Source organism: Spongiibacter sp. UBA1325 (assembly GCF_002306875.1).
Lineage (GTDB): Bacteria > Pseudomonadota > Gammaproteobacteria > Pseudomonadales > Spongiibacteraceae > Spongiibacter > Spongiibacter marinus.
The window spans coordinates 118,601-143,985 of the sequence record NZ_DBTD01000006.1 but is presented as its reverse complement, the minus strand read 5'-3'; the positions used below and the strand labels follow the sequence as shown (position 1 = coordinate 143,985).

The following is a 25,385-nucleotide window of genomic DNA, read 5'->3' as shown; positions in this document are numbered from 1 at the left end:
GGCGTCCAGCTGGCAGGCCCAGCCAAATATAGGCGGCCGCTGAAATATCGCGCCGCCCTCTCATTTTTTTTGCAAATCGACTAGTCTAGTGACAGCATCGCCCGTCGACGAGCACTGATATTTTAAAGAGCACCCGCTATGAAATTTCGTTTTCCCGTTGTTGTCATTGATGAAGACTTCCGCTCGGAGAATATCTCCGGCTCCGGCATTCGCGACCTCGCTGACGCCATCGGCCGCGAGGGAATGGAGGTCGTCGGCTTTACTAGCTATGGCGACCTCACGGCCTTTGCCCAACAGGCGAGCCGCGCATCTTGTTTTATCCTCTCAATCGACGATGAGGAATTCTGCGACGGCAGCGACGAAGCAGCCAGTCACGCGCTGAGTGCAATTCAGGATTTCTTGCAGGCTGTTCGTCATCGCAACACCGATATTCCGGTTTTTTTATACGGCGAAACACGCACCTCGCGCCATTTACCCAATGAGATTCTGCGCGAGCTACATGGCTTCATCCATATGTTTGAAGATACGCCGGAGTTTGTTGCCCGGCATATCATTCGTGAGGCCAACAAGTACCTGGAATCACTGGCACCACCGTTTTTCAATGCGCTGATGAATTACGCCAGCGACAGCTCATACAGCTGGCACTGCCCCGGTCACTCGGGCGGCGTTGCCTTTCTGAAGAACCCTGTTGGGCAAATGTTTCACCAGTTTTTCGGTGAAAATTTATTGCGCGCCGATGTTTGCAACGCGGTAGAAGAGCTCGGCCAGTTACTCGACCACACCGGGCCGGTGAGCGACAGTGAGCACAACGCCGCGCGGATATTCGGCTGCGATCATCTGTTTTTTGTCACCAATGGCACCTCGACGTCGAACAAGGTTGTTTGGCATTCAGTAGTCGCGCCTGGCGATATTGTGGTGGTTGACCGCAACTGCCATAAATCGATTCTACACAGCATTATTATGACGGGTGCGATCCCGGTATTCCTCACGCCAACACGCAACCACTACGGCATTATCGGGCCAATTCCAAAAAGCGAATTTTGCCCGGATGAAATTCGTAAGAAAATTGAAAACCACCCCTTCGCCCGTGATTTTGCCGACCGCAAGCCGCGCATTTTAACCATCACGCAGAGCACCTATGACGGCATTGTCTACAACGTAGAGGAAATTAAAGGCATCCTCGGCGCGACCATCGACACCCTGCATTTCGACGAGGCCTGGCTGCCTCACGCGGCCTTCCATCCGTTCTACAAGAACATGCACGCCATCGCCAATGATCGCCCTCGCGCCGATGACACACTGGTCTTCGCCACGCAATCCACGCACAAGCTATTAGCGGGTTTGTCGCAGGCTTCACAAATTCTGGTGCAAAACGCCGAACACAGAAAGCTGGACACTCACCGCTTTAATGAATCTTATTTGATGCATTCTTCCACCAGCCCGCAGTACGCCATTATCGCCTCCTGTGATGTTGCTGCCGCCATGATGGAGCCGCCCGGCGGCACAGCGCTGGTGGAGGAGTCCATTCTGGAAGCCATCGACTTTCGGCGCGCTATGCGCAAAGTCGATGCCGATCACGGTGACGACTGGTGGTTTAAAGTCTGGGGACCGGAGTATCTGGCTGAAGAAGGGATCGGCGAGCGCGACGACTGGGTGATTCACTCCGGCGATCGCTGGCACGGCTTCGGTGATATCGACTCGGGCTTCAACATGCTCGACCCAATCAAAGCGACAATCATCACCCCGGGATTGGATGTCGACGGCAACTTCGACGATACCGGCATACCAGCGTCGATCGTGAGTAAGTACCTGGCGGAACACGGCATCATCATAGAAAAAACCGGCCTGTACTCGTTCTTCATCATGTTCACCATCGGCATTACCAAAGGCCGCTGGAACTCCATGGTGACAGAGTTACAGCAATTCAAAGATGACTACGACGCCAACCTTCCTCTGTGGCGTGTGATGCCTGCTTTCGCTCGCAAACATCCGCAATACGACAAGGTCGGCTTACGGGACTTATGCAACGATATTCACAGCGTATACAAGGAGTACGACCTAGCTCGCATCACAACGGATATGTATACCTCGAAAATCGAGCCCGCGATGATACCTGCTGATGCGTGGGCAAAAATGGCACACCGCCAAATTGAGCGCGTCGCCATTGACGAACTGGAAGGGCGCACAACCGCCATGCTGGTGACGCCCTATCCCCCTGGCATTCCTCTGCTGATTCCCGGCGAGCGATTCAATCGCACCATTGTCCGCTACCTGCAGTTTGTCAGGGACTTCAACTCGCGCTTCCCCGGCTTTGAAACCGATTGTCACGGGCTTGTGCGAGAAAACATTGACGGTGAAGCTCATTACTTCGTCGACGTCGTCATTAACGAGGACAAAGCGTGACGACGGTCACACTTTGACACCATAGACAGCACTTATTCCTCCAGCGCCCTCACTACGTCACAAAACGCAGCGATAATCGCATTCACGGCGTGTGCGGGGCGCTACCGCTTTTTTTCGCGATTACGCCCTTCCACAAATACCCAAATGCCAAGCTCTGAGTTATCTTGGGTAGCGTATGACACACAATTTGCGACGCAAGTCGGTATTTTTCACAGGCAAGCTGTTAATTCCTGCGGAAAATACTTATAAAATAGAGAGAGCTTTAACGCTTTTGCTAAGCCGCGGCGATACTTCACAAAGCTACCCCGATGCGCCGCTGACCAGAATCACCATGTGCCACCACTGTCAGGAAGACCTGTTGGCAGCAACGATTGCTAAATACAAATTTTGACTGCTCGCTCCTTATTCTCAGCGAGCGGATCGATATCAGTTTCGTTTTACATTAAAGCGCAGCGCATGCTGCAGAATGACCAGAGAGGCAACGGATATGTTCCCCCCATCACGTTTTAAGCTACGCAAATTGCTGATCGCCACCGCGGTTTGCAGCCTTGGCGCCAGCCAGTTAGCGAACGCGCAGCTATTGGGCATCATCGGTATTGGCAAAGACGGTAAAGGAGCCGTGCTTATCGACTTGCCAGCACTGCTCGGGCCCATTACCGAACCCCTCGGAGAGTCCTTAAATCCCTTAGTCGACGCGCTGGATACCACGCTAGACCCGGTCACCGACACGATAGACCAGCAACTCGCACAGCCCTTATTGGGCGCACTGAGCCCGTTGACCAGCCCTCTTCTCACCGGACTCGACCCCATTGTGGCACCCGTAGACGGTATTGTAGAAGACCTCACCGGCGGTTCACTGAGAGACGCTCTCACGAATGACGACATGTTTAACCCCGGCGACGGTGACGGCCTTGTCAATGACTTACTCGGCGCCGACGAGAACCCCAATAGCGGCACTGAGGCGGGAGAACTTTCTCCTCTACCGGCAATCACTGGCCCCCTGGGTAAAGCGCTCACCCCACTGATCGACACACTCGACAGCACTCTCGACCCGCTCACCGACGCGCTGGATGACACCCTTCTAGAGCCCGTTCTGGATGGCCTGAGCCCGGTTACTGAGCCGCTGCTGGATGTACTGGAGCCCGTGACCGACCCCGTTGACGGCCTGGTTTCCGACCTCACCGGTGGTAGCTTGGAAGATGCGTTAACCAATAATGGCGACAACCCGGGCGATGGCAATGGCGTGGTAAACGACCTGCTGGGTGGCCCGCAAGATCCGAACAGCGGCACCGAAGCAGGCGAGGCGTCACCGCTTCCCCTGGTAACCGGTCCACTCGGCAAAGCATTGACACCTCTGGTTGATGCGCTGGACAAAACACTCGACCCAGTGACCGACGCCCTCGACGACACTTTGTTAGAGCCCTTGCTAGACGGCTTGAACCCTGTGACAGAACCGCTGCTTGATACCCTGGCACCGGTGACCGACCCTGTCGATGGCCTGTTAGCAGAAGTCACCGGCGGCAGCCTGGAAGACGCCCTGACCAACAACGATGACAACACCAGCGATGGTAACGGTGTTGTTAACGACCTGTTGGGTGGCCCTGAAGATCCGAACAGCGGCACCGAAGCGGGTGAAGCCTCACCCCTACCCCTCACGGCGGGCCTGGGTGAAGCCCTTGACCCGCTGCTGGAAACTGTCGACACATTGCTTGACCCACTCACCAATGTTATCGACAACCAAATTGGTGAGCCGCTGCTGGGCGCGCTGAGCCCGGTTGTTGACCCGGTTACCGACCTGCTGGAGCCCGTTACCGACCCCGTTGACGGACTGATTGGCGATGTCACCGGCGGTAGCCTGGAAGACGCCCTGACCAACAACGATGACAACACCGCCGATGGCAACGGTTTGCTAAACGACACCCTGGGTGGAGATGTTGACGCTATCGACAATGGCAACGACCTCAACGGCAACAATAATCCCGCGCTAATTGGTTTAGCCGGTGCCGACAGCCTCAATGGCGGCCAGTGTGCTGACGCCGATGCCGACGGCGTCTGCGACAGCCGCGACAAATGTGCCGATACGCCTGCTGGCGCTACCGTCCTGCCAAATGGCTGCCACCTGGACGACCTGCAACCGCTGCGTCTGGAAGGCGTGTTCTTCGAGTTTGATAAGGCAGTACTGACCCCAGAGTCGGTAGCAACACTCGACGCCGCGATCAAGGTCATCCAGGCTTCAGGCGCCGAGCGCCTGGAAGTTGCTGGCCACACTGACAGCAAAGGCAGCGATGACTACAACATGGACTTGTCACACCGCCGCGCCGCCGCAGTGCAGCTGTATTTCATTGAACACGGTATTGAAAGCGAGCGCTTACAGGCTCGTGGCTACGGTGAGAGTCAACCTACCAGCGACAACGACAGCGAAGAAGGTCGTGCACAAAATCGCCGCGTAGAACTCAAGGTTTTGAATTGATAGCGCGTTCATCGCGCTACCCATAATTTGCTGAATACAGTTTAGGAGAAAATCACATGGCAATCGATCTGCCACCCGTAATGCCACCGGTCAATGCCAGCGTTGCACAAGTGCAAGCGGCAAAAAGCGCGTCGGCTACCGTAGTAGAAGCTGACGTCAACGGGACCACTGTGCGTGTTTACGGCAATGAGTACCTGAGTGATAGCGATCTGCGCGAGTTGTTGGCCAGCGCAAAAACCCCAGCAGAAGCCGTTATCGGCCTTGCAAAGCGCTACTATCAAGATGGCCACCTGCTGATGAAAGTGGACTACGCACGCATGCTCGACAGCGTTGCGATCATAGTCAAGCAGCTAAAACTCAATGAAGTGACCGGCGCCGAAGAAATGCAGCCGTATTTCGCAAGCCTAAGTGGCGATGCAGACCTCAGCATTGCCGAGTTCCATCGCGCTAAAGTGCTTGCCGACCTGCGCTCTCGCCGCGCTGGCTACGACTATGACATCAGCTATGTTGAACAGGGCGACGACGCCGTCGACATTCAACTGAGCCGCAAGGCGATCGAAAATCACGATGCCACCGAAATCATCGTCGAAGCCAACAACAAAGGCAGCCGCTTCCTTGGTCGCTACTTCGGCTTGGCTGGTGTTAAGCACAAGTTTGAGTCCGGCACCCAGGCCTCGGTCTCTTACCAAACCGCCTTCACCGATTTGGGTGAATCGCGCGACGGCGAAGAGCTCAACCAAGTCAGCATCAGCGTTGACCACCCTTTTGCTAGCGGCCTCTACGGCATTGATATCAACTATGTTGACTATCTGCGCGAGCCCCAAGCGCGCGTCACAACAGCAGGCTCATGCTTGATCCCACTGCTCAACCTGGGTTGTACACCTGCCCAAAGCTCAATGATGGGTATCGAACTGGACGCAGAAATCCTGCAGGCCAGCCTGCGCGGCGAGCAGGTGCTTTACAGCACGCCTTGGCAGCAGTTCAGCCTGACTGAACGCATTGAGTTCATCGACTCAACCATCAACCAGGAGGGTCGCAGCGAGAAGCTACTCGACGAAAATTACCAAGTCGTCGAGCTGGGTGGTCGCTACACGCTCAACCGCTTCCAGAGCGAAGAGCAAAACGCCGCCAGACTGAACGCGTCGTTGAAACTGCGAGCCGGCTTTGGTGACGGCGGTACCCTTGACCGCTACGACGAATACCGCACGGCTTACCAGCAGCAAAATCCCGGGCAGCCCGTACCCGACATCGTAGCGCCTGCGCGCACGGCAGAGTTCATTGCCCTGCTGCCATCGCTTAGCTACGAGCAGCGCATTAGCGATGGTGTAACCATGAAAACCACCGCTCGTGGCCAGTTCGCTGACGAGCAGCTGCCACAGCAGCAACAGTTTGTGTTGGGTGGCATGGACAGCATGAGCGCGTATCTGCCAGGCGTCCTGATTGGTGATGAGGGTTACCACCTCAAGGTATCGCTGAACAAGGCTATTAAAGCCGCTGAAGGCCTGAAACTTACGCCTTCGCTGTTCGCCGAATACGGTGGCAGCTGGTACAACAATACCAACAGCGACTTTGGTGACGAGCAAGCGCTTGCCGATGCCGGTCTGCGTCTGAAGCTGGAATACGGCGACTTCCTTTACTCTGAGTTGGTTGCCGCCAAATCCATCTACGACGATGTGGTTAACGATGACTTTATCGAAGAACTTGAAGCCGACTTCTACTGGCGCCTTCGCCTAACTTTCTAAGATAGAGATAACGCTCGGTTCGCCGGGCGTCTTATTAAAAACCACCGCCTGCCAAGCAGCCGGTGGTTTTTTTATGGCGCATCCAAAATATAGCTACGCAGCGGCGGAATGCCGTTAAACTCCACCGAACTATAGCTGGTGGTGTAAGCGCCGGTAGACAACCAGTACAAGCGGTCACCTTCCTCAAGGTTTACGGGTAGCTGATAGCGATGATCCTCGTAAAGAATGTCCATACTGTCGCAGGTGGGCCCGGCAAGAATGACTTCATCCTCGCCGTCACTATCCACCTCCCACAACACGGGATACTGTATCGCCTCACCGAGGGCCTCAATAAGGCCACCAAATAAGCCAACATCCAGATACACCCACCGGTCGAGTGAGTCGTGTGATTTATAGGACACCTGCACCACTTCGCTCACCAACACCCCTGCTTCTGCAACCAGAGAGCGACCGGGCTCAATGATCACCTGAGGGGGCGAGTCACCAAAATCTTCCTCCAAGAAACGCGCAATGGCACGACCATAGGTCTGCAAGTCCTGCGAGCGCTGTTTGTAATTGGCGGGCATACCGCCGCCCATATTGACCATTTTTAGCGCAATCCCGGCCTCGCGGAGCTGGTCGAAAATAAAATGCACCTTCGCAATCGCTGCGTCCCAGCTACTAATATCCCGCTGCTGGCTGCCCACATGAAACGAAATGCCGTAAGGCTCCAGGCCCAGCTCCCGCGCAAGTAGGATCAGTTCTATGGCCATATCACGCTGGCAGCCAAATTTTCTCGACAAGGGCCAATCAGCGGTCTCCGAGCCCTCGGTTAGTACCCGCACACACACTCGACTGCCTGGCGCAAATTTTGCTAGCTTACGAATGTCCGATTCACAGTCGCTGGCAAAGAGGCGCACGCCCTGCTCGTAAGCAAAGGCAATATCCGTGGCTTTTTTAATGGTGTTGCCGTAACTGATTCGGGCACTGTCGATATTTAAGCCGCGGAGTTTTTGCAACTCATAGATGGAGGCGATGTCAAAGTTCGCACCCAGCGCGTCCAAGCAGCGAATAATATCGGCATCGGGGTTAGCCTTGACGGCGTAGTAAATATCGGCAAACGGGAAAGCACCCTCCAGTTCGGCGTACTTTTCCCGCAAGGTGGGCAGATCGAAGATCAAACACGGCGTCGGCTTATCGCAGGAAAAACGCTGAATGCGCTGCCAAGTCGCAGCCGCCAGCAATTGTTGAGACATGGCAGGTCGCCTCTCCAGAGTACACAGGGCGAAAAAACGCGCAGTCTAGCGCAAAGTGACGCAAGTTGCTCGGTTGTCATAACACTGCAATGCACAGCCGCCATGATTAGTCACGCTGGAAACAGAAAGACAAAGAAAGGAAAGTAACGCAGCGAATAAGCGCTGCCAGGAGAACAGAAGTGAACAACCAGAATACTGAGATAGACGTTAAAAACCTATGCAGCCGCAAGCTTTGGGAGCTGCTTAAAAATGCCGAGTGGCAGAATTCAAGCGAAAAATTTGCCATCGAGCAGGAGCTGTCCGGCCGTCGTCACTATATTGATGAGCTGGAAACCCTTACCGCAAAAGAAACCAGGCATTAAGTACAACTAAATAGGGGATCAACCCCAATAGCAAGAAGGGCAGACTAGACGCCCAAAAGTTTAACTGCTCTTCACAGCTCTGATGTATCGCCAAACTTAATTGCGCCGGCACTTGCCGAGCATCCCCCGCCCCCGCTGCGGGCAATGCCACCCCCGCCAACGCGCCACTTCTCATGAGAGCGACAGAGAACTTTTCTCCCGCGCCCACCTCACTGGCAATGCGCTCATAGCGCGCTCTCACCGGGCTATCGGGCATACGGCGGGCCGCTTGCTTTAGCGCCTGCGCCAGCGGCATTCCCGCGGCAATACATTCACCCAAGTGATTCACGTAGTGATAACTTTGATAGCCGGCTAGCGCCCGACCGATGCCCGGCAGCCGGTAACAAAAACGCTGCACACACGGCGACTCGCGGCGGTGCCAAAGCCCTGCAGCAATAGCACACAACAGCCCCAACGGCGCCAAGCCAAACACTATTGCCACCAGCGCCTCACTCGGCTGCAGTTGACGCGATACCAACAACAGCAAGGGCACCAGCAAAATAAAGCCACCCACCAACAGAAGCGGTAGGCGTGACGCGCGACGAAAGCGCTGCTGAAACTCGGTAAGCAATCGATAATGCTCGGCCAGGCGTCGATATACATTCGCCAAATTCCCGACAGCCAAGCCCAGCTGCATAAAGCGCAGCTCCCAATCCAGGAACAGCCCGCCACTGCGCAGTTCGTCTAATACCACCTGCTGGCCACTGGCAAACTTTTGCGCCAAGGCATCGAGCTGAGCGCGGTGCGCAGCCTGCTCGCCCTTGCTAAGCAGGGCAATTAGTTGATCCCAGTTGTTATCACCTGACTGGCTGGCTGTGTGCAGCGACTGAAACAGCATAAAACGCTGCGCCGAGGAAGAGGCTGAGCCCATAGCATCCCATAATTATTGTGTTTGCAGCTGCGACGGTAGGGTTGCGGCCGAGAAAGCCCTATACTCTACCACAGCTTGTTTTTAATCGGCCCGCCCGCTGGCCAGCACTGCGAACGGAACCACAATGATCATTCGTTTACTCATCGCCGCCGCCATCCTCTATGCCCTGTACCGCTTTGTGAAGCTAGTGCAGAGCAAACCACCACAGCAACGGCGTTCCTACTACATCACCCTGCTAGTCAGTATGGCCGCCGCCGGCTTGATATTGCTTTCCATAACCGGTCGCGTCCACTGGCTGGCCGGGCTGGTTGGTGGCGCCATGCCCTTCGTGCGACAGTATGTGCTGCAGCATGTCTATCATAAAATCAGCAACAAACCACAGGGTGAGGCAGAGCCAAACACCACCACACCGCCACCACCCCAAATGGATATGGACGAGTCCCAAGCCCTGTCTATTTTGGGGCTGAAGGCAGGCGCTAGTGACGACGACATCATCGCCGCCCACCGCAGCCTAATGCAGAAGTTGCACCCCGACAGAGGCGGAAACGACTACCTCGCCAGCCAACTGAATGCAGCCAAAGACGTCCTGCTTAACAAAAGAACGGGCTGAGGAAAACGCTACCGAATTGTGCGACGCGGGCTCGCTCTTGCCCGTAGCGGCTACACAACCACTCACGCTCGGAAACCCCAGCCGGGCGGATGCAGCTCCCCAGCACTTGAGTCACCCCACCGCCGCGCTAAAATGGGGCCCTCCGACTTTGTATCTGTGGAACAGGCCATGACCAACGTTTTCGTCATTCAAAATCAACACGGCCACTACCTGGGCAAACAGCAACAGTGGCTGGACGGCCGAGACCGAAAACTGCTTTACCGAACCGAGCACCACGACGAGGCGATAAACACCGTCTTTGAATTAAGCAGCAAGGATATCTGGCTGCGCGCCAATGCCCTGGCATGCCCGCTTGATGAGCACCGCCAGCCGGACGTTGAGCCCGGGCCAGCGATTCCCGATGACACCGAGGTGGACTCACCGGAAAGCGCGATAGTAGAGGGTGAAAACTAAACGATAATTCATCCTTATACTTGAAACCCAGAGCACTCCCCCCCATCTAAACCAAGAGTTTTTAATTCGAGGGTCCACGCAACCATGATGCGCATTTTTCTCTTTCTTGCCACCAACATCGCTATTTTGGCCGTGGCGAGTATTTCGCTGAGTTTACTCGGTGTCGACAGCTACATGGCGTCGAACAATGTCGATCTCGACCTTCGCGCACTGCTGATTTTCTGTGCGGTATTCGGCATGAGTGGCTCACTGGTATCACTGCTCATCTCTAAGTGGATGGCCAAACGCTCAACGCGCACGCAGGTAATAACACAGCCGCGCAACAGCGAAGAGCGCTGGCTGCTGGAAACCGTTGCCGAACTCTCCCAGAAAGCCGGCATCAACATGCCAGAGGTAGGCATATTCCCCTCTCCGGCTGCCAATGCGTTCGCCACCGGCTGGAATAAAAATGCCGCGCTGGTGGCGGTTTCTGAAGGTCTGCTGCGACAAATGCGTCCCAATGAGGTTCGCGCTGTGCTTGCCCATGAAATCGGTCACGTTGCCAACGGCGACATGATCACCCTGAGCCTGATACAAGGGGTCGTAAACACTTTTGTGATGTTCTTTGCGCGGATTATTGGTCACACCGTCGACCGATTGGTATTTAAAACCGAGCGCGGTCACGGCATCGGCTTTTACGTGGTCACCTTCATTACAGAAATGGTGTTGGGTATTCTGGCATCAACCATCGTCATGTGGTTCTCTCGCTGGCGCGAGTTCCGCGCCGACGCGGCGGGCGCTCACCTGGCGGGCAGGCAAGATATGATTGCGGCCCTGCAACGCCTACAGGCGCAACAAGGCTTGCCCAACGATATGCCCGACGAACTTACCGCGTTTGGCATCCGCACGGGCGCTAAAAAAGACTTTGCCGCCCTGTTCAGCTCCCACCCGCCGCTTGAGAAGCGTATCGAAGCGCTTCGCAACGGTAGCTAACGGTGATTGCCGGCCACCGCGCCCTGTTAGATGCGCTCCATGAAATGGGTGCGGCGGGCCTGAGCCCAGGAGCATCGGGCAATATCTCTGTGCGGGTCGACGATGGGATGATAATCAGTGCCAGCGGCGCCGTTGCCGGTAAGGCCACTGACAACGACATCGTGTTTGTTGCCGAACAAACCACCAGCCTTGTCGACTGGCCGGACGATCAGCCCCGCCCGTCCAGCGAATGGCAAATGCACCAGGCCCTGTATCTCAGCCACCCGCATATCAACGCTGTCGTGCACTGCCACTCCACCCACGCTACCGCGCTGGCCTGCATGCGCCGCCCGATTCCCGCCTTCCACTACATGGTCAGTGTTGCTGGCGGCGACGATATTCCTTGTTGCGACTACGCCTTGTTTGGCAGCGAGGCATTGTCGACAGCGGTTTGCCAAACTCTGGAGCATCGCCACGCTTGCCTGATGGCCAACCACGGGCAGATCTGTATCGCTGACGATGCCACTCGCGCCCTTGCCCTCGCCAAAGAAGTCGAGGCATTAGCAGCAAGCTATTTACTGTGCCTGCAAAGCGGTGAGCCCGTGCTGTTGAGCGACCAACAAATGGCCGAGGTCATGAACGCTTTTTCTCACTATGGCCAACGCCTGAAATAGTCGCCGGCTATTTTTAATCTGCCCTACTCCCACCCTTACATCGACTGTTGCACTGCTATAAAACAGTGGTAAGCTCAGCCTCGGACGCACTAATAGCGTGCAGGTAATGCACCGTAACAAGGCGTTCATCTTTGATCAGTATAAACACAACAAGAAATGTAACGGGCCAAACTGGTGCCGACAGTAAAACCAAAACGGGGAAAGACATGAAAAAAACGCTACTGGCTATCGCCATTTCAACTGCTGCTGCCGCAGCGAGCGCTGATTACCAAATGGAAGCGGGCGCTTTCTACGGTCAGGGTGAAGTGGGTGATGCCGTTGACTACGATGTAATGGGTGTTGCCGGCCGCTACAACTTCGAATCTGTCGACACTAGCAAAGGTCCTCACGCTGAAGCCGCGTTCCTGGATAAGAGTTCATCTGTTGGTTTTGGCTACAACAGCCTGGAGCCTGATGTCGCAGGTGCCGACGACGTAGACAGCTTCGACTTTGATGTTCGTGTCGTTACAGATACCAACCTGATTATTGAAGCGGCCTACGAAGAGTCTGAAGCCGGTGACGACGAATCTGATACATTCGGCGTGGGTGTGGGTACCTACCTGAATGACAACACCGACATCGTTGTTAGCTACCAAACTACTGACGATGACGGCGAAGATATCGACCAGCTCAATGTCGCCGTTCACGGTGTAAACCCGCTGACTCAGGGCGCAACACTGGCCTATGACGCGGCACTGTCTTACGTCGACACTGACGACGACAGCGGTCACATGATCGAATTGGGTGCAACTTACTACTTCAACAAAGACCTCGGTGTTGGCCTGTCAGCCGACCTGACGGAAGTGGGTGACTACAACACTGACACCGTGTCTCTGGACGTAAGCTACTTCCCCCAGCCAAATGTCGAGCTGATGGCTGCGTACTTTGACCAAGGCGGTGACGTTGACGCCGACGGCATTATGTTCGGCGCTGCAGTGCGTTTCTAAACGCTAGCGCAACGAAAAAGGGCTGCTCTCGGGCAGCCCTTTTTTATGCCTATAAAAACCTATTCCGTTATCCGGTTTGGGTAATCGATATAACCTGCGGGCCCCGGCGTATATAGCGTTTTAGGGTCGATATTGGCCAACGCCCCTCCCATCGCAAAACACCGCGGTAAATCAGGGTTGGCAATAAATGCCCGACCAAAGGATACCGCTGCGATCTGCGAATCGCCACACAAGGCGCCCTCGGCTTCGTCAGCGGTATAGCTGTCGTTAACGATCAATGGACCGGAGAAATTCTCTTTGGCCAACGCAATGTGATCGCCAATCTTGGGCATGCGAATAACATGTAAGTAGGCCAGACCGATCGCGTCCACCGCTTTTAACAGCGCCGCAAACGTCTGCTGGTAATCCTCATCGTGTAAGTCGTTAAAGGGGTTCCCCGGGCAGATTCGCATGCCGACCTTTGATGCCCCGTCGACCTCCGCCATCGCCTCGAGCACTTCCAATACAAACCGCAAACGATTAGCCAAGGTGCCACCGTAGTCATCGCCACGCTGATTGGTGCCTGTGGAGAGAAACTGCGCGGGCAGATAACCGCTGGTGCAATGCAGCTCCACACCGTCAAAACCTGCCGCATAGGCGCGCTGTGTCGCCGACGCATAATCGTTAATCGTACGCCGGATATCCGCGCGACTCATCTCCTCGGGCACGGGGAAATCCTGCATACCTTGCTCGGTATATATCTGCCCTTTTGCGGCAATGGCCGATGGCGCCAAGGTACGCACACCCGGTGCTTTATTGTCCGGGTGAGCCACGCGACCACAGTGCATTAATTGCAGAACAATTTTACCGCCCTCGCCGTGCACTGCCTCGCAAATCTCGGCCCACGCGGCCTGCTGCGCGTCAGTGTATATTCCTGGGGTTCGGCAGTAGCCTTTACCCTCTGCGCTGGGGTGGGTACCCTCGGTGATAATCAAACCCGCTGTGGCGCGTTGGCGGTAGTATTCGCGCATCAGGTCATTGGGCATGTCACCACTCTCATCGGCGCGCGAGCGCGTCATGGGCGCCATCACAACACGGTTGCTGAGCGCTAAACCGCCCAGTTGCACCTCGCTTAATAACTTCATCATCTCACCCGAATTTTCGGTGCAGGCGCGCCGCGCCGCATACGATTTAAAAACTCATTTACCGGCGCAGGCTCGGCCACTTCGGCCAGACCCTCAGGGCGGTTTAGCCAAAATTCCTTCCAGCTGGGAAAGAGCTCATGGAACGCCCCTTCATAGGGTTCGCGGCCGGGCCAACGCATTTTCATATCACCTATAGGCGGCTTATTCAGATCTGTGGCATACCAGTAGCACGGCAAGCGGCGACGGAAAAACCAGCGGCCGTCTTTGCGCTCGTAATCGTCCCAGTAGAGCATTTGCATAATTACCCACTCACCGCCGCATTCGTGCTCGTTCTTGGAATACAGCACGCCGTGGGCATGGTCAGGGTCACTGAACTCGATGATGTGGTTGCCGGTATGGTGAGACGTGCCGGTAAACTGCAAACGCAGGGTATCATCGACCCACGCCTTCAAATGCGCGCGACCGCTGTGCTCGCGGCTCACACGAATATCCTCAGCAAATAGGTTCACATGGGCGTCCAGGTCGCGCATATCCAGCGACAGGGCATACTTCGCCACCAGCTGGCGAATCTCATCCAGCGACTCAAGGCGGTCAATACGTTGTTCCAGAGAGTGTGTCACGCCTTATCCTCCCAGCGCGCGCTACCGGTATTCAGTTCTGCCATGCGCCCGCCGTCGACATTCAACACGGCGCCGGTTACGTAAGACGCTTCGTCACTGGCGAGAAATAAAATCGCGTTGGCACATTCACGCGGGTCGCCAATGCGGCCCAGTGGAATCGTTTTCCCCGTAGCGCGCTGAGTCTCTTCGTCCGGGTTCACCGTTTCCAAGGCCGGTGTGAGAAACGCACCCGGTACCACCGTGTTGACGCGGATCGCAGGCGCCCATTCAATCGAAGCACTCTTACTCAGGGCAATTACACCCGCCTTGGCCGCGCTGTAGCCAGCCGTGGCCACCGAGCCCGCCAAACCGCATACCGACGACACATTGACCACGGCCCCGCGGTGTTTCTTGAGCTCGCTGTAAGCCTCGCGCATGAGGAACATCGCGCCATCCAGGGAAACCTGAAAGTTTTGATGCCAGGCCCTGGTGCTGTGATTCGCCAGCATACCGGGCACCATCAACACCGCATTATTCACCACAATATCGATGCGGCCGAAGGTCGATAGCGTATCTGCCACCAACTGTTTTACTGCCGCCTCATCGCTCACATCCACCGACAGGGGCAGGCACTCACCACCGGCCTCGCGAATTTGCTCGGCAACAACTTCCAGCGGCTCCAGGCGGCGACTACAAATCACCACCTTGGCGCCTTCCTCGGCAAAGCGCAGCGCCGTTGCCGCACCAATGCCCTGCCCGCCGCCAGTGATGATCGCCACCTTGTTGTGCAGTCTATCCGCCATGTCTCTCTCCTTAACTAAATCGATATTTCAACGCAGGCACTGCTGCTGATCGCGCTGGTAATAACAGCGCCCACCGATCCACAGCTGGTCCACCTTGAAATTGAGTAATTGCTCAGGGCCTCGCAGAGGGTCGCGATCAAGCAACACCATGTCGGCCAGTTTGCCGGGCTCCAGTGAACCCAGTTGTTCTTCTTGGAAGCTCTGCCATGCGGCATCGATCGTTACCGAGCGCAGAGCCTGCATAATGGAGACTCGCTGATCGTCACCCAATACCTTGCCGCTGCGGGTTTCCCGTGTAACGGCTGACCACAACAGGCGGCCAATATCCATTGGCACTACGGGGGAGTCTAAGTGGGTGGTGAATCGCAGCTCGCGATCCAAGGCGTTTTTCAGTGGGCTAATCGCGGCGGCGCGCGCTGGCCCAAGAAATTGTTCGCGGTGCCGGTCGCCCCAGAAAAAGGTATGCGCCACAAAGAAACTCGGCGTCATTCCCAATGACTTCATCCGGTCTAACTGGTCGGGCCTCGCTGTTTGCGCGTGAACCACGATGGCTCTGGGGTCGGCGTTTGGGCATTGCTGCTGGGCACGCTCAAAGGCGTCCAACAGCATATCGATAGCCGCATCGCCATTGCCGTGGATGGCCAATTGATAACCGCGGCAGTGATACGCAGCCACATCGTCGTCGAGCTGCTGCTGGGCATAACGCGCGAAGCCAACAAAATCGGCATCGCTATGACGGTGATACGGCATTGCCAGATATGCGGTGTATCCCTGAATGGAGCCGTCCGCCACTAGCTTAACGGCCGGTGTCGCGAATTTTTTTGACTGAAAACGCTGTAGGTTCAAATCACCCGTCAACATCTGTTCACCCACCTGTTGCCCCATCGGCCAGGCAATCACACGCTGGGGAACGCGGTTCAGCATCGACAAACCGTAAAGCCCCTGCAACATTCGGCCATCCACGCCGCCGCTCTGCACCGTGGTGACACCCGCTTGCAGGTATTGCTGAGTCGCCATGTCTGCCATGGCGACAAAATCCAGCAAGGTAAAATCCATCGCCAGCGGCGCAACCAGATCCGTTGCATGCTCTAGCAATAGGCCGGTAGCGCGACCACTCTCATCGCGTTGAATTTCGCCGCCCTCGGGGTCAGGAGTCTCCGGGCCAATCCCCGCCAATGCCAGCCCGGCACTATTGGTCACCGCCAAGTGACCGGAGCTGTGCATCAGATAAATTGGCCGCTGCGTTGACACAGCATCTAATTCGTCGCGGGTGGGGTGGCGCGCTTCGGTCAACAGCGAATCATCGTAGCCGAAGCCAAACAACCACTGCCCCTCTTTCAAGGCTGACTCCGCGGCGCGCAATCGCGACTGAATATCGGCAATCGAATTCACGTTGCCGATTGGCGGGCTGCTTAAGTCGACACCCCGCGCGGACAGTCCGGTGCCGGGAAAGTGCCCGTGGGCGTCAATAAAGCCGGGAAGCAAGGTTCGGCCCTGCAAGTCGTAAACGGTAACATCGTCATCGATCAACGCGCGGATTTCTGCGTTATTCCCCACGGCCTCAATGCGCTCGCCGTTCAGCAGCAGTGCTTCGGCAATGCGATTTTCCGCATCCATCGTGAGAATGTGGCCGTTAACGAACGCTTGCTGGCTCGGTAATGGTGGCTGCGGCCCCCGCCAACTGAACCACAATGCCGCCGCCAGTAAGGCGAGTAAAACCAGCAGCAACGATAAGCTCTTTATCATTAAACGCATCAGCGCTTCTCCTTATGCCGACCTAACCTCGATCAACTAGCAATAGTTCACTCACAGAGAAACCGCCAACTCACGTGCACTGCGCACCGCGCCTTCGATGTAGCCGATCTGCGCGCTGTCGCCAATATTGTGCACATCCAGCCCGCTTGCACGCAGCGCTTCTTCAAGCGCGGTGTTCGCGTCTGCGCCCTGAGCAATAATGACGGTGTCGGCAGCAACGCGCTGGCTCTCGCCTTCTCGCTCGAACACCACCTCACTGGGCATGATGGCACTCACCGTGGCATGAGCCAACAAACGCACACCGTGCTCAGACAGGCCGTGCAATACCCGCCAGCGGCGCACTATGCTGAGCTCAGAGCCAAAGTCCCTGCCGGGCTCAAGCACGGTGACATCCCGCCCACGCTCTACCAGCAGTTCCGCCACTTCCACACCAACCAGACCGCCGCCGATGATCACCACACGGCGACCAATGGGCATATACAAGCGGCTGAGACGGCGCATGCGTTCAATATTGCGGTTCAGGCGAAACGCGTGCATCAACCGCAGCATCAGTCGCTGCACAAGCGTCAGCTTGCCGTGGGCATCGCCAGCAAACAACATATCGCGTAGCGCCTCACCATCCAAAACGTGTGGTAGCTCCTTACCTTGCAGCGGCGGTGCCTGACGACGTGCGCCCACCGCAAGCACAACGGAATCCGGGCGCGCCGCTCGAATATCGTCAGCACTTGCCATTTTATTCAGCACCACCTGGGCAGAAGAGGCTTCAAGCCCGCGCGCAAGATAATCGATCAGTTTGCCATTGGGCTCATAGGCGAGCGCCGCCACGCGCAAGGTGCCGCCGAGCTGGTCGTCTTTCTCCCACAGGGTCACCGTATGACCGCGCTCGGCCAGCACCCGCGCGGCCTCCATTCCTGCGGGGCCACCGCCGACAACCAATATGCTCTTCGGCTGCGCGGCAGGCACGCTGCGCATCAGGCTCGCCTCCTCACCCGTCGCGGGATTTACTGCGCAGCACAGCGCCTTGTTGATAAAAATCTGACTGACGCAAACGTAGCAGTATATACAGGGGCGAATATCCTGCTGACGGCCGTCGCGCAGCTTATTGGGCAGCTCCGGGTCGGCAAGCAATTTGCGTCCCATAGCCAAAAAATCAAAATCGCCTTGGGCAATGTGCCGCTCCGCAACATCGGGCTCTATACGACCCACCGCAATAACGGGAATAGTGACCGCCGAGCGAATCGCCTTGGCAAAATCGATATAGCCACCGGGCTGGTGAACCAGCGGCCCCTCGGTAAAGCCAATGGCGCTGTTGTTTGAATACGCGCTCACATTTATTGCGTGGCACCCGGCTTTGTCCAACCACTGCGACACCTGCACGGCATCGTCGAGCTTTATCCCGCCCTCGGTTCGATACTCACAGGCATCGAGCCGCACCATAATGGGAAAATCACCCCCCACGGCAAGCTTGATCGCGTCCACCACTTGCAGCAGCAAACGCGCTCGGTTGGCTAGCTCACCGCCGTATTCATCCTCCCGGCGGTTGGCATAGGGTGATAAGAAAGACGACAGCAAATAGCCGTGACCGGCGTGAATTTCCACCGCATCAAAACCGGCCTTAGCAACACGCGTAGCGGCAGACGCGAAACATTCGATTACCCAATCGATGTCAGCCTGGTCCATTTCTTTGAAACGCGGGCCCTTGCCATCGGGGCCCGCGGCGCGAACAAAATTGGCCATCTCAGCCATCGTCAGACCATTACCCATATCGTTGGCTGCGGGCTTGGGTATAGACGGCACCAGTATTTGCCGCCCTTCGACCACATCGTAAGCAGAGACTTTTCCGCTGTGATTTAGCTGCGCGGCAATGCGGCAGTCATGACGATGAACCCGCTCAGCGAGGGCGCGCAAGCCCGGTAGAAACTCATCTGAAGACAGGCCCAACATGCGCGGCATCGACATTCCCAACGGCCACGCCACCGAGCTGGTTTCCAGCACGATCATACCCGCGCCGCCTGCAGCCCGCGCTTCGTAGTAGTCCATCGCTCGGTCACCGAGGCTGCCATCTTCCAGAATATACTCGGTGCCCATTGCGGCTAATATGGTGCGGTTGCGCAGCCGCATACCGGCTATATCACCCTCAGACATTAAGTGTGGATGGCGGCACTCGCCCACTTCACGCACATCAATCATCGCGGGTCTCCGCTACCAGAAATTGTCCGTACCAGCGCCGAAATTTGGCAAAGGGGCCGTCGCCATCGCACAGCATTGGTTTTTCCAGATAGCGTTTGCGCGCCCAGATAATGCGGTCTTCTTCCATTTGCTGGCGAATATCATCAATAATCGCCTGCCCCACGCGGCCCACTTTTTGGCCATTGCCATCGCGCTGAATAAAGGCGTACATCGCCTTGGTGTTGTGGGCATCAATCGGCGTTAGATTCGCCATTAGCACCGTTTCACATATGCCGCTGAAGCGCACGGTGGAGATCCCCGGGCCGATACTGCTGTTCTCAATCCGGCCTTCGATACGCCCCTTGGGAGTTTCCATTTCCGTTTCAAGCAAACCAAAACGGCAGTGTTCTTCAAAGCGCATCACCGTCGGCTCAGGCACTTCCGGTGTGCCGTGCACAAAGCGAAAGTGGGCAGCATCCACCGCATTTTCGCCAATCTCTTGCGGGTGAGTCGCAATATCCCATTCATAGATTTTTAGCTCTCCCCAATCATCTGTATCGGGCATCGCTTCATCAATCTGCGGCGGCTCAAACAGTGGCTCGATCCCCTCGGGGTGATACCAAACATAAATACACTGGTTTTGCTCGCGCACCTGCCAACTGGGTATCACCTGCTCACACTTGGCAACGCGCGGCGGCATTCTTTCAGCGTAGGGAATGCCCGTGCACTCACCGTCGCCATTAAACTGCCAACCGTGAAAGGGGCAGACAATACTGTCGCCCACCACACGCGAGCCGCCGCCCGCCTGGTCGCGTATGCCGTAGCCCAAATGCGCCCCCATGTGCGGGCAGTAGGCATCCAGCACTTTGGCTTCACCGGCTTCGGTACGAAAAATCACCAATTCCTGGCCAAAGTATTCCAGCGGCAGCGACTGACCCACTGCCAGTTGCTGGGAGTACAACACCTGAAACCAGCCGTAGGGCATGGGCAGCTCAACGCGAGGGCGTTTTGTAGAAGCAATAATCGTCATAAACCTATCCTCGCACTGCACCGCCGCCGTCGACAGACAGCAGCTGACCGGTAATAAAAGACGCTTTGTCAGAGAGCAAAAACGCCACGGCATTGGCAATTTCTGCGGGCTCACCCAGGCGTTGCATCGGGGCGACCTTCCGCAATTGCTCCGCCATTTTGGGCTGCTCTTCAAAATACTTTTCCAAGCCTGGAGTACGAATAACCCCGGGCGATACGGCATTAATGCGAATACCCTGTGTGGCGTATTCAGTGGCGGCACTTTTCGTCAGAATATTCACACCGCCCTTTGCCGACGCGTAAGCAGTATTAAATGCCTGGCCACGCAGCGAGGCGTTGGACGAAATATTCACAATGCTGCCACCGCCGTTAGCGAGCATGGCGTCGATCTCATACTTCATACACAGCCAGGTATTGGTCAGGCACAGCTCCAGCGTTTGGTCGAACACCTTGCGCTCAAACTGATGAATGGGCCCACTACCGCGACTCACCGCTGCGTTATTGCATGCCAGATCGAGTCTGCCAAAGCGCGCCAGGATGGCGGCGACAACTTGCTTTACCTCGTCCTCGGCACTGACGTCACAGTGCATATATACCGCACGCTCTCCTTCCTGATTTAGCTCAGCAATACAACGCTGACCGGCCTCATCATTCACATCCAAAACCGCAACCCTGGCTCCCTGAGCAATCAATTCTTCGCAAATCGCGCGGCCAATTCCTGTTGCGCCGCCGGTGACTAATGCGACTTTATCCTGCAATGCTATAGACACTTTCTATCTCCTTAGGAAGCATGAACGCGGCGCACAGGGTGCATCGCGAATAAAACAATAAGCGGTACCACCAGCGCGGCAACCACCCCGGTATACACCGACTTCAACAAGGTAAAATCGACTCGGCTGAGTGTCTCCACGCCTGCCACGGAAAATAATGCGGCGAGCACCGGCACGCTCAACAAGGCCGCCAGTAGCGCCAGCGCTAGAGCTTTTAGCGCATCGCGATGGGGCGCTAGCCAGCCCAGGTAGCGAATAAATGCGAATGGCGGTTGCACCGCCGCCAAGCCCAGCTTGGTAACTTTGCGGCGCTGCAGAGGCAGTACGATCAAACTGAGAATAAAAACCAGAATGGCGGCCGTTGCGATAAAGTCGACGATCACGCCCTGACCGCCCCACACCGCAAGGGTGGGTTTCTCCTCGCTGAGGTACCAGGCAAAGGCACCGTTTACACAGCCATTGATCACACCGTTGGTGGAGGCTTCCTTATAAATATGGCGGCGGCTATCTGAAGTCATACCTACTCCAATTGCGTAATTGCTTTTAATTATTAGGCTCTTAGTATTGTTGGACACACGCATTTGCTAAAGCACAAAAACTTTCAGAAACGCCGACATTAAATACCAATAACGCGGCGCAAAGAGTGTCTTATGACCATGCCTCAACCGACAGCCATGCACGAAATGCCCGTGCGCAAATTTCTGCGATTGCTCGACTATTTGGACAAAGTCGGCATCGACCAGCGCGCTATCGCCAAACGCTCTGGCTTGAATATCGACGATTTAATGGCAGCTGAAGACGATAAAATGCTGCCCGGCTACCGTTATTCCAGCCTCTATGAATTGGCCGCCGAAGCCATGCAACAACTCAATATTGCAGTGCCCTGGGGCTCGGGAATAGGCAGCGATGTATTTCGCTTTATGTGCTACAGCATTATCAATTGCCAAACCCTTGAAGATGCCCTGCACCGCGCACAGCGCTATCAGGAAATGCTCTACAGCATGACCGGCTATCGCATAGAGCTGATTGTTGATGCCGGTACTGCGGAGCTGATCTATCACTTTGATGCCGACAAAATCAGCCCGGAGTTTTTGCCTGATAGCTGGGATCGCACGGAGTTTTCAGACACCGTTGCGAAAGCATCGGGTATGCGGGTATGGCACGCCTTTATGGGCTGGCTGGTCGGGCGCGACATTGAGCTAAGCGGCCTGAAAATTGCCGCGCCAGAATTCTCCTACGCCTACTCAGACAGCGTGAACAGCGTGATGGGCGTGCCGCCGCAATATGACTGTGACTACACCGCGATTTGTTTCCCTGCTGAGTGCCTGCGCTACCGCACAGTTCACACCAGCGAATCGCTGGAAGCCTTTTTGCGCAACGCGGTTTACGCCCTCATTTCACAAGACTCGCGGCCGGCAAGTACCGGCGCGGCCATCCGCTCCCTGTTAGCAAAAAGCGGCGCAGGGGCGCTGCCTAGTTTTGAAGATATGGCTGAAAATCTTCACATGTCGCCGTCCAGCCTGCGCCGCCGCTTAAACAGTGAGGGCACCAGTTACCAGGAACTGAAAGACCACTATCGCCGCGACATCGCCATGCGCCACCTGCGCGATGACAAACTAAAAATTCACGAAATCGGCGAGTTACTAGGCTTTCTTGAATCCAGCTCGTTTATTCGCTCATTCCGCAACTGGACTGGCCTAACGCCAAAACAATACCGTTCTGAATTTATCGACGACTGAGCCGTATCCCGGGCACAAAAAAGGCGAGCCGCAGCTCGCCATAGAGGGGATACTCGTAAAACTAAAAGCGGTAACGCAACTCCATACCGTAGGTACGTGGCGCGCCATATTGCTCCGTTTCAAGCCCAAGTCCCTGAAAATTAATACCGTATGCGGGGTAGTCGTCGTCAGTGAGGTTGTTGCCCCACAGAGACACCATCAACTCCCCTTTATCAACTGGGATATTACTGAGGCTGATACGGCCGTTAACGACTGTTCGCTCATCCATCGAGCGTACGGGGAATGAAAAAACACCCTGCCCACCCATACCATCAGAAATGATGGCTGGCGCCAAACTCACCTGTTCCCAAGTGTCCTGCCAATTGGCATCCACGAACACACTGAAATCACCTATAGAAGTTTGCGCAAAAGTGTAATCAACGCTCAGGTTCACCTTATTGCTTGGTGAGTTACCGCGTCTCGACTCTTTTGACCCGTTAATACATTCACCATTCAGGCAAGTATTGGGATACTCAGCAAAATCACCATGAATATAGGAGTAAGCCAGGCTCACCACCATCGCTTCAATGGGTGCAGCAGATATCTCGACCTCACTTCCCCAGCGCTCCGCTACACCAGCATTGATGATGCCCGATGCCGCGGTGCCGCTAGAGGTGTCAATCACACTGGTTTGCAAGTCGTCGTATTTATAGCCATACAGACCTGCATTCACGCGCAAGCGATTGTCCAGCCAATCTGTTTTCACCCCGACTTCAACCTGCTCGATAGTCTCCTCATCGAAACCATTTCCAAAAATTTCACCATTGAAACCACCGGAACGATAGCCTGTCGCATAGCGCAGGAAAGCATTGATATTATCGGCAAAATCGTAGGCAACGGTGGCGTTATAACTGAAGTTGTAAAAGTTGTTATCCAGGCTCGTTGAGCGCGCCGGCGTCGTTCCGAAAGGGCTGACAACTTCGCCAAAATTGTAATCAACGGCTTTTTTCTCTTCGGTATATCGCATGCCAATGGTCAAGGCTAAGCGGTCTTCCAGCTGAGCAAAGCGGTAGGTACCCTGACCATACACTGCCAAAGCATCCGTATTGAGCGTATATTTCTCTGCCTGACGGCCCGCGAGCGGTAAAGCGAAAGCCGCGCGGCGGTCGTAGTTCGACTCGTCTTCAAACCAAAAAAGCCCCAAGGTGTAATCCAGCTGAGGGGTAGAGCCAATCAACTGAAATTCTTGCGAAAACTGCTCATACTCTGAGTTGGTATCTTGCAGAGAGTGCCCCGCTCCTAATTGGTCAACCGCATTCCAAACACCATCAACGAGAGGATAGGAGAAACCTCCACTGCCCCCATAAAGCTGCAGCAAAGCGCCGTGTAAACTGTCGTTATACGCTCCGACACCATTTACATCTAAACTGCTATCAATATCGTCCAGGTCACCAAAAACATATGTTTCGATATCTCTATATGCGGTTATCGACTTAAACGTCACCTCTCCCAGTGTTTCATGCTCACCCAGGAACAATTCCGCTGTTATCGCATGCCCATCCGAATCATTTTCACTGATAGGCGCGTTTTCTGCCCAACCGCCCTTTGGGCGCCCTTCACCGCGCTCAAGCGCTCGTTCGTAGGCTTCGATCGTTTTATTAATAGAGGGAATCCAACGGCTGGAAATCCTAGGATCCGAGCCAGGAACCATGGCCAAACCCTGAGCATTAGGCAATACCGTATTTTTCAAAAAATCTAAACGACTGGTCCCTTGCGTGGTCAGTGCAGTAAACCCCACCACTTTTTGCAGAGCGCCAACTTCGTCTAATTCACTATGGTCGTAGATATAATCGACCGTTAGACCCTCAACCGGCTCCCAGCGCAGTGCCGCACGCCATGCCGTCCGATCCATGTCGTCAAAATCGCCGCCACCCGAGTAGTTTTCATAGAAACCATCGCGATCTTTTTTCAGAAAGTTAAAGGCAGCACTCAATTTTCCAGCACCTTCACCGACAATGCCTACTGAGTCTAAGTCGAGACTACCTTTTAATGTGCGCAGCCCATAGTTCCCAATACCCACTGTAAGATCGGCTGCAAACTCTCCCAACGGTTTTCTCGAAATTACATTGATTGCACCAGCAGTTGAGTTACGCCCGTACAATGTACCTTGCGGGCCACGCAACACTTCGATGCGCTCAATTTGAGCGACATCCATTGCCGCACCAAGCATTTTCCCTACATAGACGCCGTCTACGTACATACCCACCGCGGGGTCTAGAGAGATATTAGAGCCAACACCACCTGAGATACCACGAATACTCAAACTAGTCGCACCACGGGAACCTGGCGCCGAATACCCGCCCATGCTGGGCATGGAGGCAAACATATCATCAGTGCTGGTAATTCCGCGCTTTTCTATACCATCGCTGGTCAACGCGGTAATCGAAATGGGTGTATCCTGCAGCGAGCTCTCTCGGCGCTCCGCGGTGACTAACACTTCCTCTAATGCCTGCGCAGAAGCAGTTGAAACCATTACAGGCGAAGACAGTAACGCAATCGCTACCGGCAACACCTTTAATTTCAAACCACCTGTAGACGGGTATTTTTTCATGCCATGACTCC

At 55.4% G+C, this 25,385-nt stretch carries 22 protein-coding genes; 11 read left to right on the top strand and 11 right to left on the bottom strand.

Annotation, left to right across the window (positions count from 1 at the left end):
- Positions 1-138 precede the first annotated feature (138 nt).
- The 4 genes from B3K78_RS06435 (at position 139) to B3K78_RS06420 (ending at position 6,615) form a co-directional block, all read left to right on the top strand.
- Positions 139-2,403, top strand: a complete 2,265-nt coding sequence (locus B3K78_RS06435; RefSeq protein ID WP_286694788.1) for an Orn/Lys/Arg family decarboxylase — start codon at positions 139-141, stop codon at positions 2,401-2,403.
- Positions 2,404-2,578: 175 nt separating this feature from the next.
- Positions 2,579-2,794 (top strand): hypothetical protein, encoded by a 216-nt coding sequence (locus B3K78_RS06430; RefSeq protein ID WP_286694787.1) that lies wholly within the window; start codon positions 2,579-2,581, stop codon positions 2,792-2,794.
- A gap of 96 nt (positions 2,795-2,890) precedes the next feature.
- On the top strand, positions 2,891-4,873 hold the full coding sequence (locus tag B3K78_RS06425; RefSeq protein ID WP_286694786.1) for an OmpA family protein: 1,983 nt from the start codon (positions 2,891-2,893) through the stop codon (positions 4,871-4,873).
- Positions 4,874-4,929: 56 nt separating this feature from the next.
- The gene (locus B3K78_RS06420; protein WP_286694785.1) at positions 4,930-6,615 is read left to right on the top strand and encodes a ShlB/FhaC/HecB family hemolysin secretion/activation protein; all 1,686 of its coding nucleotides are present in this window, start codon (positions 4,930-4,932) and stop codon (positions 6,613-6,615) included.
- Between the two features lie 71 nt (positions 6,616-6,686).
- Here the strand turns inward: B3K78_RS06420 and B3K78_RS06415 are convergent, their stop codons facing one another.
- Positions 6,687-7,850 (bottom strand): type III PLP-dependent enzyme, encoded by a 1,164-nt coding sequence (locus B3K78_RS06415; RefSeq protein ID WP_286694784.1) that lies wholly within the window; start codon positions 7,848-7,850, stop codon positions 6,687-6,689.
- Between the two features lie 179 nt (positions 7,851-8,029).
- On the opposite strand from B3K78_RS06415, the gene B3K78_RS06410 reads away from it, so the two are divergent.
- Positions 8,030-8,212: a hypothetical protein gene (locus B3K78_RS06410; protein ID WP_204996932.1), complete on the top strand. Its 183-nt coding sequence runs from the start codon at positions 8,030-8,032 to the stop codon at positions 8,210-8,212.
- Here the strand turns inward: B3K78_RS06410 and B3K78_RS06405 are convergent.
- A complete protein-coding gene (locus tag B3K78_RS06405) occupies positions 8,187-9,122 on the bottom strand; it encodes a type II secretion system F family protein (protein WP_286694783.1) in 936 nt (311 codons plus the stop codon). The two genes, B3K78_RS06410 and B3K78_RS06405, sit on opposite strands and share 26 nt — an antisense overlap.
- Positions 9,123-9,246: 124 nt before the next feature.
- Here B3K78_RS06405 and B3K78_RS06400 point away from each other — a divergent pair, with 124 nt between their 5' ends.
- The 5 genes from B3K78_RS06400 (at position 9,247) to B3K78_RS06380 (ending at position 12,796) form a co-directional block, all read left to right on the top strand.
- Positions 9,247-9,732: a DnaJ domain-containing protein gene (locus B3K78_RS06400; RefSeq protein ID WP_286694782.1), complete on the top strand. Its 486-nt coding sequence runs from the start codon at positions 9,247-9,249 to the stop codon at positions 9,730-9,732.
- A 168-nt stretch (positions 9,733-9,900) separates the two neighbouring features.
- Entirely contained in the window at positions 9,901-10,185 is a 285-nt protein-coding gene (locus B3K78_RS06395) for a hypothetical protein (RefSeq protein ID WP_204996929.1), read from the top strand.
- Between the two features lie 84 nt (positions 10,186-10,269).
- The gene (gene htpX, locus B3K78_RS06390) at positions 10,270-11,157 is read left to right on the top strand and encodes a protease HtpX (protein ID WP_349676115.1); all 888 of its coding nucleotides are present in this window, start codon (positions 10,270-10,272) and stop codon (positions 11,155-11,157) included.
- Between the two features lie 2 nt (positions 11,158-11,159).
- Positions 11,160-11,810 carry a class II aldolase/adducin family protein gene (locus B3K78_RS06385; protein WP_286694781.1) on the top strand — a complete coding sequence of 217 codons (651 nt, stop codon included), beginning with the start codon at positions 11,160-11,162 and terminating at the stop codon, positions 11,808-11,810.
- Between the two features lie 206 nt (positions 11,811-12,016).
- Entirely contained in the window at positions 12,017-12,796 is a 780-nt protein-coding gene (locus tag B3K78_RS06380; protein ID WP_286694780.1) for a putative porin, read from the top strand.
- Between the two features lie 59 nt (positions 12,797-12,855).
- Here B3K78_RS06380 and B3K78_RS06375 read toward each other — a convergent pair whose 3' ends face one another.
- Genes B3K78_RS06375 through B3K78_RS06340 form a run of 8 tightly spaced genes read right to left on the bottom strand, consistent with a single transcriptional unit; the run spans position 12,856 to position 21,563 of the window.
- Positions 12,856-13,920 (bottom strand): alkene reductase, encoded by a 1,065-nt coding sequence (locus B3K78_RS06375; RefSeq protein WP_286694779.1) that lies wholly within the window; start codon positions 13,918-13,920, stop codon positions 12,856-12,858.
- Positions 13,920-14,540 carry a nuclear transport factor 2 family protein gene (locus tag B3K78_RS06370; protein ID WP_204996924.1) on the bottom strand — a complete coding sequence of 207 codons (621 nt, stop codon included), beginning with the start codon at positions 14,538-14,540 and terminating at the stop codon, positions 13,920-13,922. Before B3K78_RS06370 ends, B3K78_RS06375 begins: the two co-directional genes overlap by 1 nt.
- On the bottom strand, positions 14,537-15,322 hold the full coding sequence (locus tag B3K78_RS06365; RefSeq protein ID WP_286694778.1) for an SDR family NAD(P)-dependent oxidoreductase: 786 nt from the start codon (positions 15,320-15,322) through the stop codon (positions 14,537-14,539). The genes B3K78_RS06370 and B3K78_RS06365 overlap by 4 nt, the downstream gene beginning before the upstream one ends.
- A gap of 27 nt (positions 15,323-15,349) precedes the next feature.
- Entirely contained in the window at positions 15,350-17,077 is a 1,728-nt protein-coding gene (locus B3K78_RS06360; protein WP_286694777.1) for an amidohydrolase, read from the bottom strand.
- A gap of 51 nt (positions 17,078-17,128) precedes the next feature.
- A complete protein-coding gene (locus tag B3K78_RS06355; protein WP_286694776.1) occupies positions 17,129-19,267 on the bottom strand; it encodes an oxidoreductase in 2,139 nt (712 codons plus the stop codon).
- Positions 19,260-20,276, bottom strand: coding sequence for a Rieske 2Fe-2S domain-containing protein (locus B3K78_RS06350; RefSeq protein WP_286694775.1), 1,017 nt, complete (start codon positions 20,274-20,276; stop codon positions 19,260-19,262). Before B3K78_RS06350 ends, B3K78_RS06355 begins: the two co-directional genes overlap by 8 nt.
- A 4-nt stretch (positions 20,277-20,280) precedes the next feature.
- Entirely contained in the window at positions 20,281-21,045 is a 765-nt protein-coding gene (locus B3K78_RS06345; protein ID WP_286694774.1) for an SDR family NAD(P)-dependent oxidoreductase, read from the bottom strand.
- An 11-nt stretch (positions 21,046-21,056) separates the two neighbouring features.
- Positions 21,057-21,563: a hypothetical protein gene (locus B3K78_RS06340; RefSeq protein WP_286694773.1), complete on the bottom strand. Its 507-nt coding sequence runs from the start codon at positions 21,561-21,563 to the stop codon at positions 21,057-21,059.
- Between the two features lie 132 nt (positions 21,564-21,695).
- On the opposite strand from B3K78_RS06340, the gene B3K78_RS06335 reads away from it, so the two are divergent.
- The gene (locus tag B3K78_RS06335; RefSeq protein WP_286694772.1) at positions 21,696-22,784 is read left to right on the top strand and encodes an AraC family transcriptional regulator; all 1,089 of its coding nucleotides are present in this window, start codon (positions 21,696-21,698) and stop codon (positions 22,782-22,784) included.
- Positions 22,785-22,845: 61 nt separating this feature from the next.
- Here B3K78_RS06335 and B3K78_RS06330 read toward each other — a convergent pair whose 3' ends face one another.
- Positions 22,846-25,374: a TonB-dependent receptor gene (locus B3K78_RS06330; RefSeq protein ID WP_286694771.1), complete on the bottom strand. Its 2,529-nt coding sequence runs from the start codon at positions 25,372-25,374 to the stop codon at positions 22,846-22,848.
- Positions 25,375-25,385: the final 11 nt, after the last annotated feature.

Excerpts from the sequence above, each read along its gene's own strand:
- B3K78_RS06330 (WP_286694771.1), bottom strand. The coding sequence starts at position 25,374 with ATGAAAAAATACCCGTCTACAGGTGGTTTGAAATTAAAGGTGTTGCCG.
- htpX (WP_349676115.1), top strand. The coding sequence starts at position 10,270 with ATGATGCGCATTTTTCTCTTTCTTGCCACCAACATCGCTATTTTGGCC.
- B3K78_RS06435 (WP_286694788.1), top strand. The coding sequence starts at position 139 with ATGAAATTTCGTTTTCCCGTTGTTGTCATTGATGAAGACTTCCGCTCG.
- B3K78_RS06350 (WP_286694775.1), bottom strand. The coding sequence starts at position 20,276 with ATGACGATTATTGCTTCTACAAAACGCCCTCGCGTTGAGCTGCCCATG.
- B3K78_RS06335 (WP_286694772.1), top strand. The coding sequence starts at position 21,696 with ATGACCATGCCTCAACCGACAGCCATGCACGAAATGCCCGTGCGCAAA.
- B3K78_RS06365 (WP_286694778.1), bottom strand. The coding sequence starts at position 15,322 with ATGGCGGATAGACTGCACAACAAGGTGGCGATCATCACTGGCGGCGGG.
- B3K78_RS06355 (WP_286694776.1), bottom strand. The coding sequence starts at position 19,267 with ATGATTGATGTGCGTGAAGTGGGCGAGTGCCGCCATCCACACTTAATG.
- B3K78_RS06420 (WP_286694785.1), top strand. The coding sequence starts at position 4,930 with ATGGCAATCGATCTGCCACCCGTAATGCCACCGGTCAATGCCAGCGTT.
- B3K78_RS06380 (WP_286694780.1), top strand. The coding sequence starts at position 12,017 with ATGAAAAAAACGCTACTGGCTATCGCCATTTCAACTGCTGCTGCCGCA.
- B3K78_RS06340 (WP_286694773.1), bottom strand. The coding sequence starts at position 21,563 with ATGACTTCAGATAGCCGCCGCCATATTTATAAGGAAGCCTCCACCAAC.
- B3K78_RS06405 (WP_286694783.1), bottom strand. The coding sequence starts at position 9,122 with ATGGGCTCAGCCTCTTCCTCGGCGCAGCGTTTTATGCTGTTTCAGTCG.
- B3K78_RS06375 (WP_286694779.1), bottom strand. The coding sequence starts at position 13,920 with ATGAAGTTATTAAGCGAGGTGCAACTGGGCGGTTTAGCGCTCAGCAAC.
- B3K78_RS06430 (WP_286694787.1), top strand. The coding sequence starts at position 2,579 with ATGACACACAATTTGCGACGCAAGTCGGTATTTTTCACAGGCAAGCTG.
- B3K78_RS06360 (WP_286694777.1), bottom strand. The coding sequence starts at position 17,077 with ATGCGTTTAATGATAAAGAGCTTATCGTTGCTGCTGGTTTTACTCGCC.
- B3K78_RS06400 (WP_286694782.1), top strand. The coding sequence starts at position 9,247 with ATGATCATTCGTTTACTCATCGCCGCCGCCATCCTCTATGCCCTGTAC.
- B3K78_RS06395 (WP_204996929.1), top strand. The coding sequence starts at position 9,901 with ATGACCAACGTTTTCGTCATTCAAAATCAACACGGCCACTACCTGGGC.
- B3K78_RS06415 (WP_286694784.1), bottom strand. The coding sequence starts at position 7,850 with ATGTCTCAACAATTGCTGGCGGCTGCGACTTGGCAGCGCATTCAGCGT.
- B3K78_RS06425 (WP_286694786.1), top strand. The coding sequence starts at position 2,891 with ATGTTCCCCCCATCACGTTTTAAGCTACGCAAATTGCTGATCGCCACC.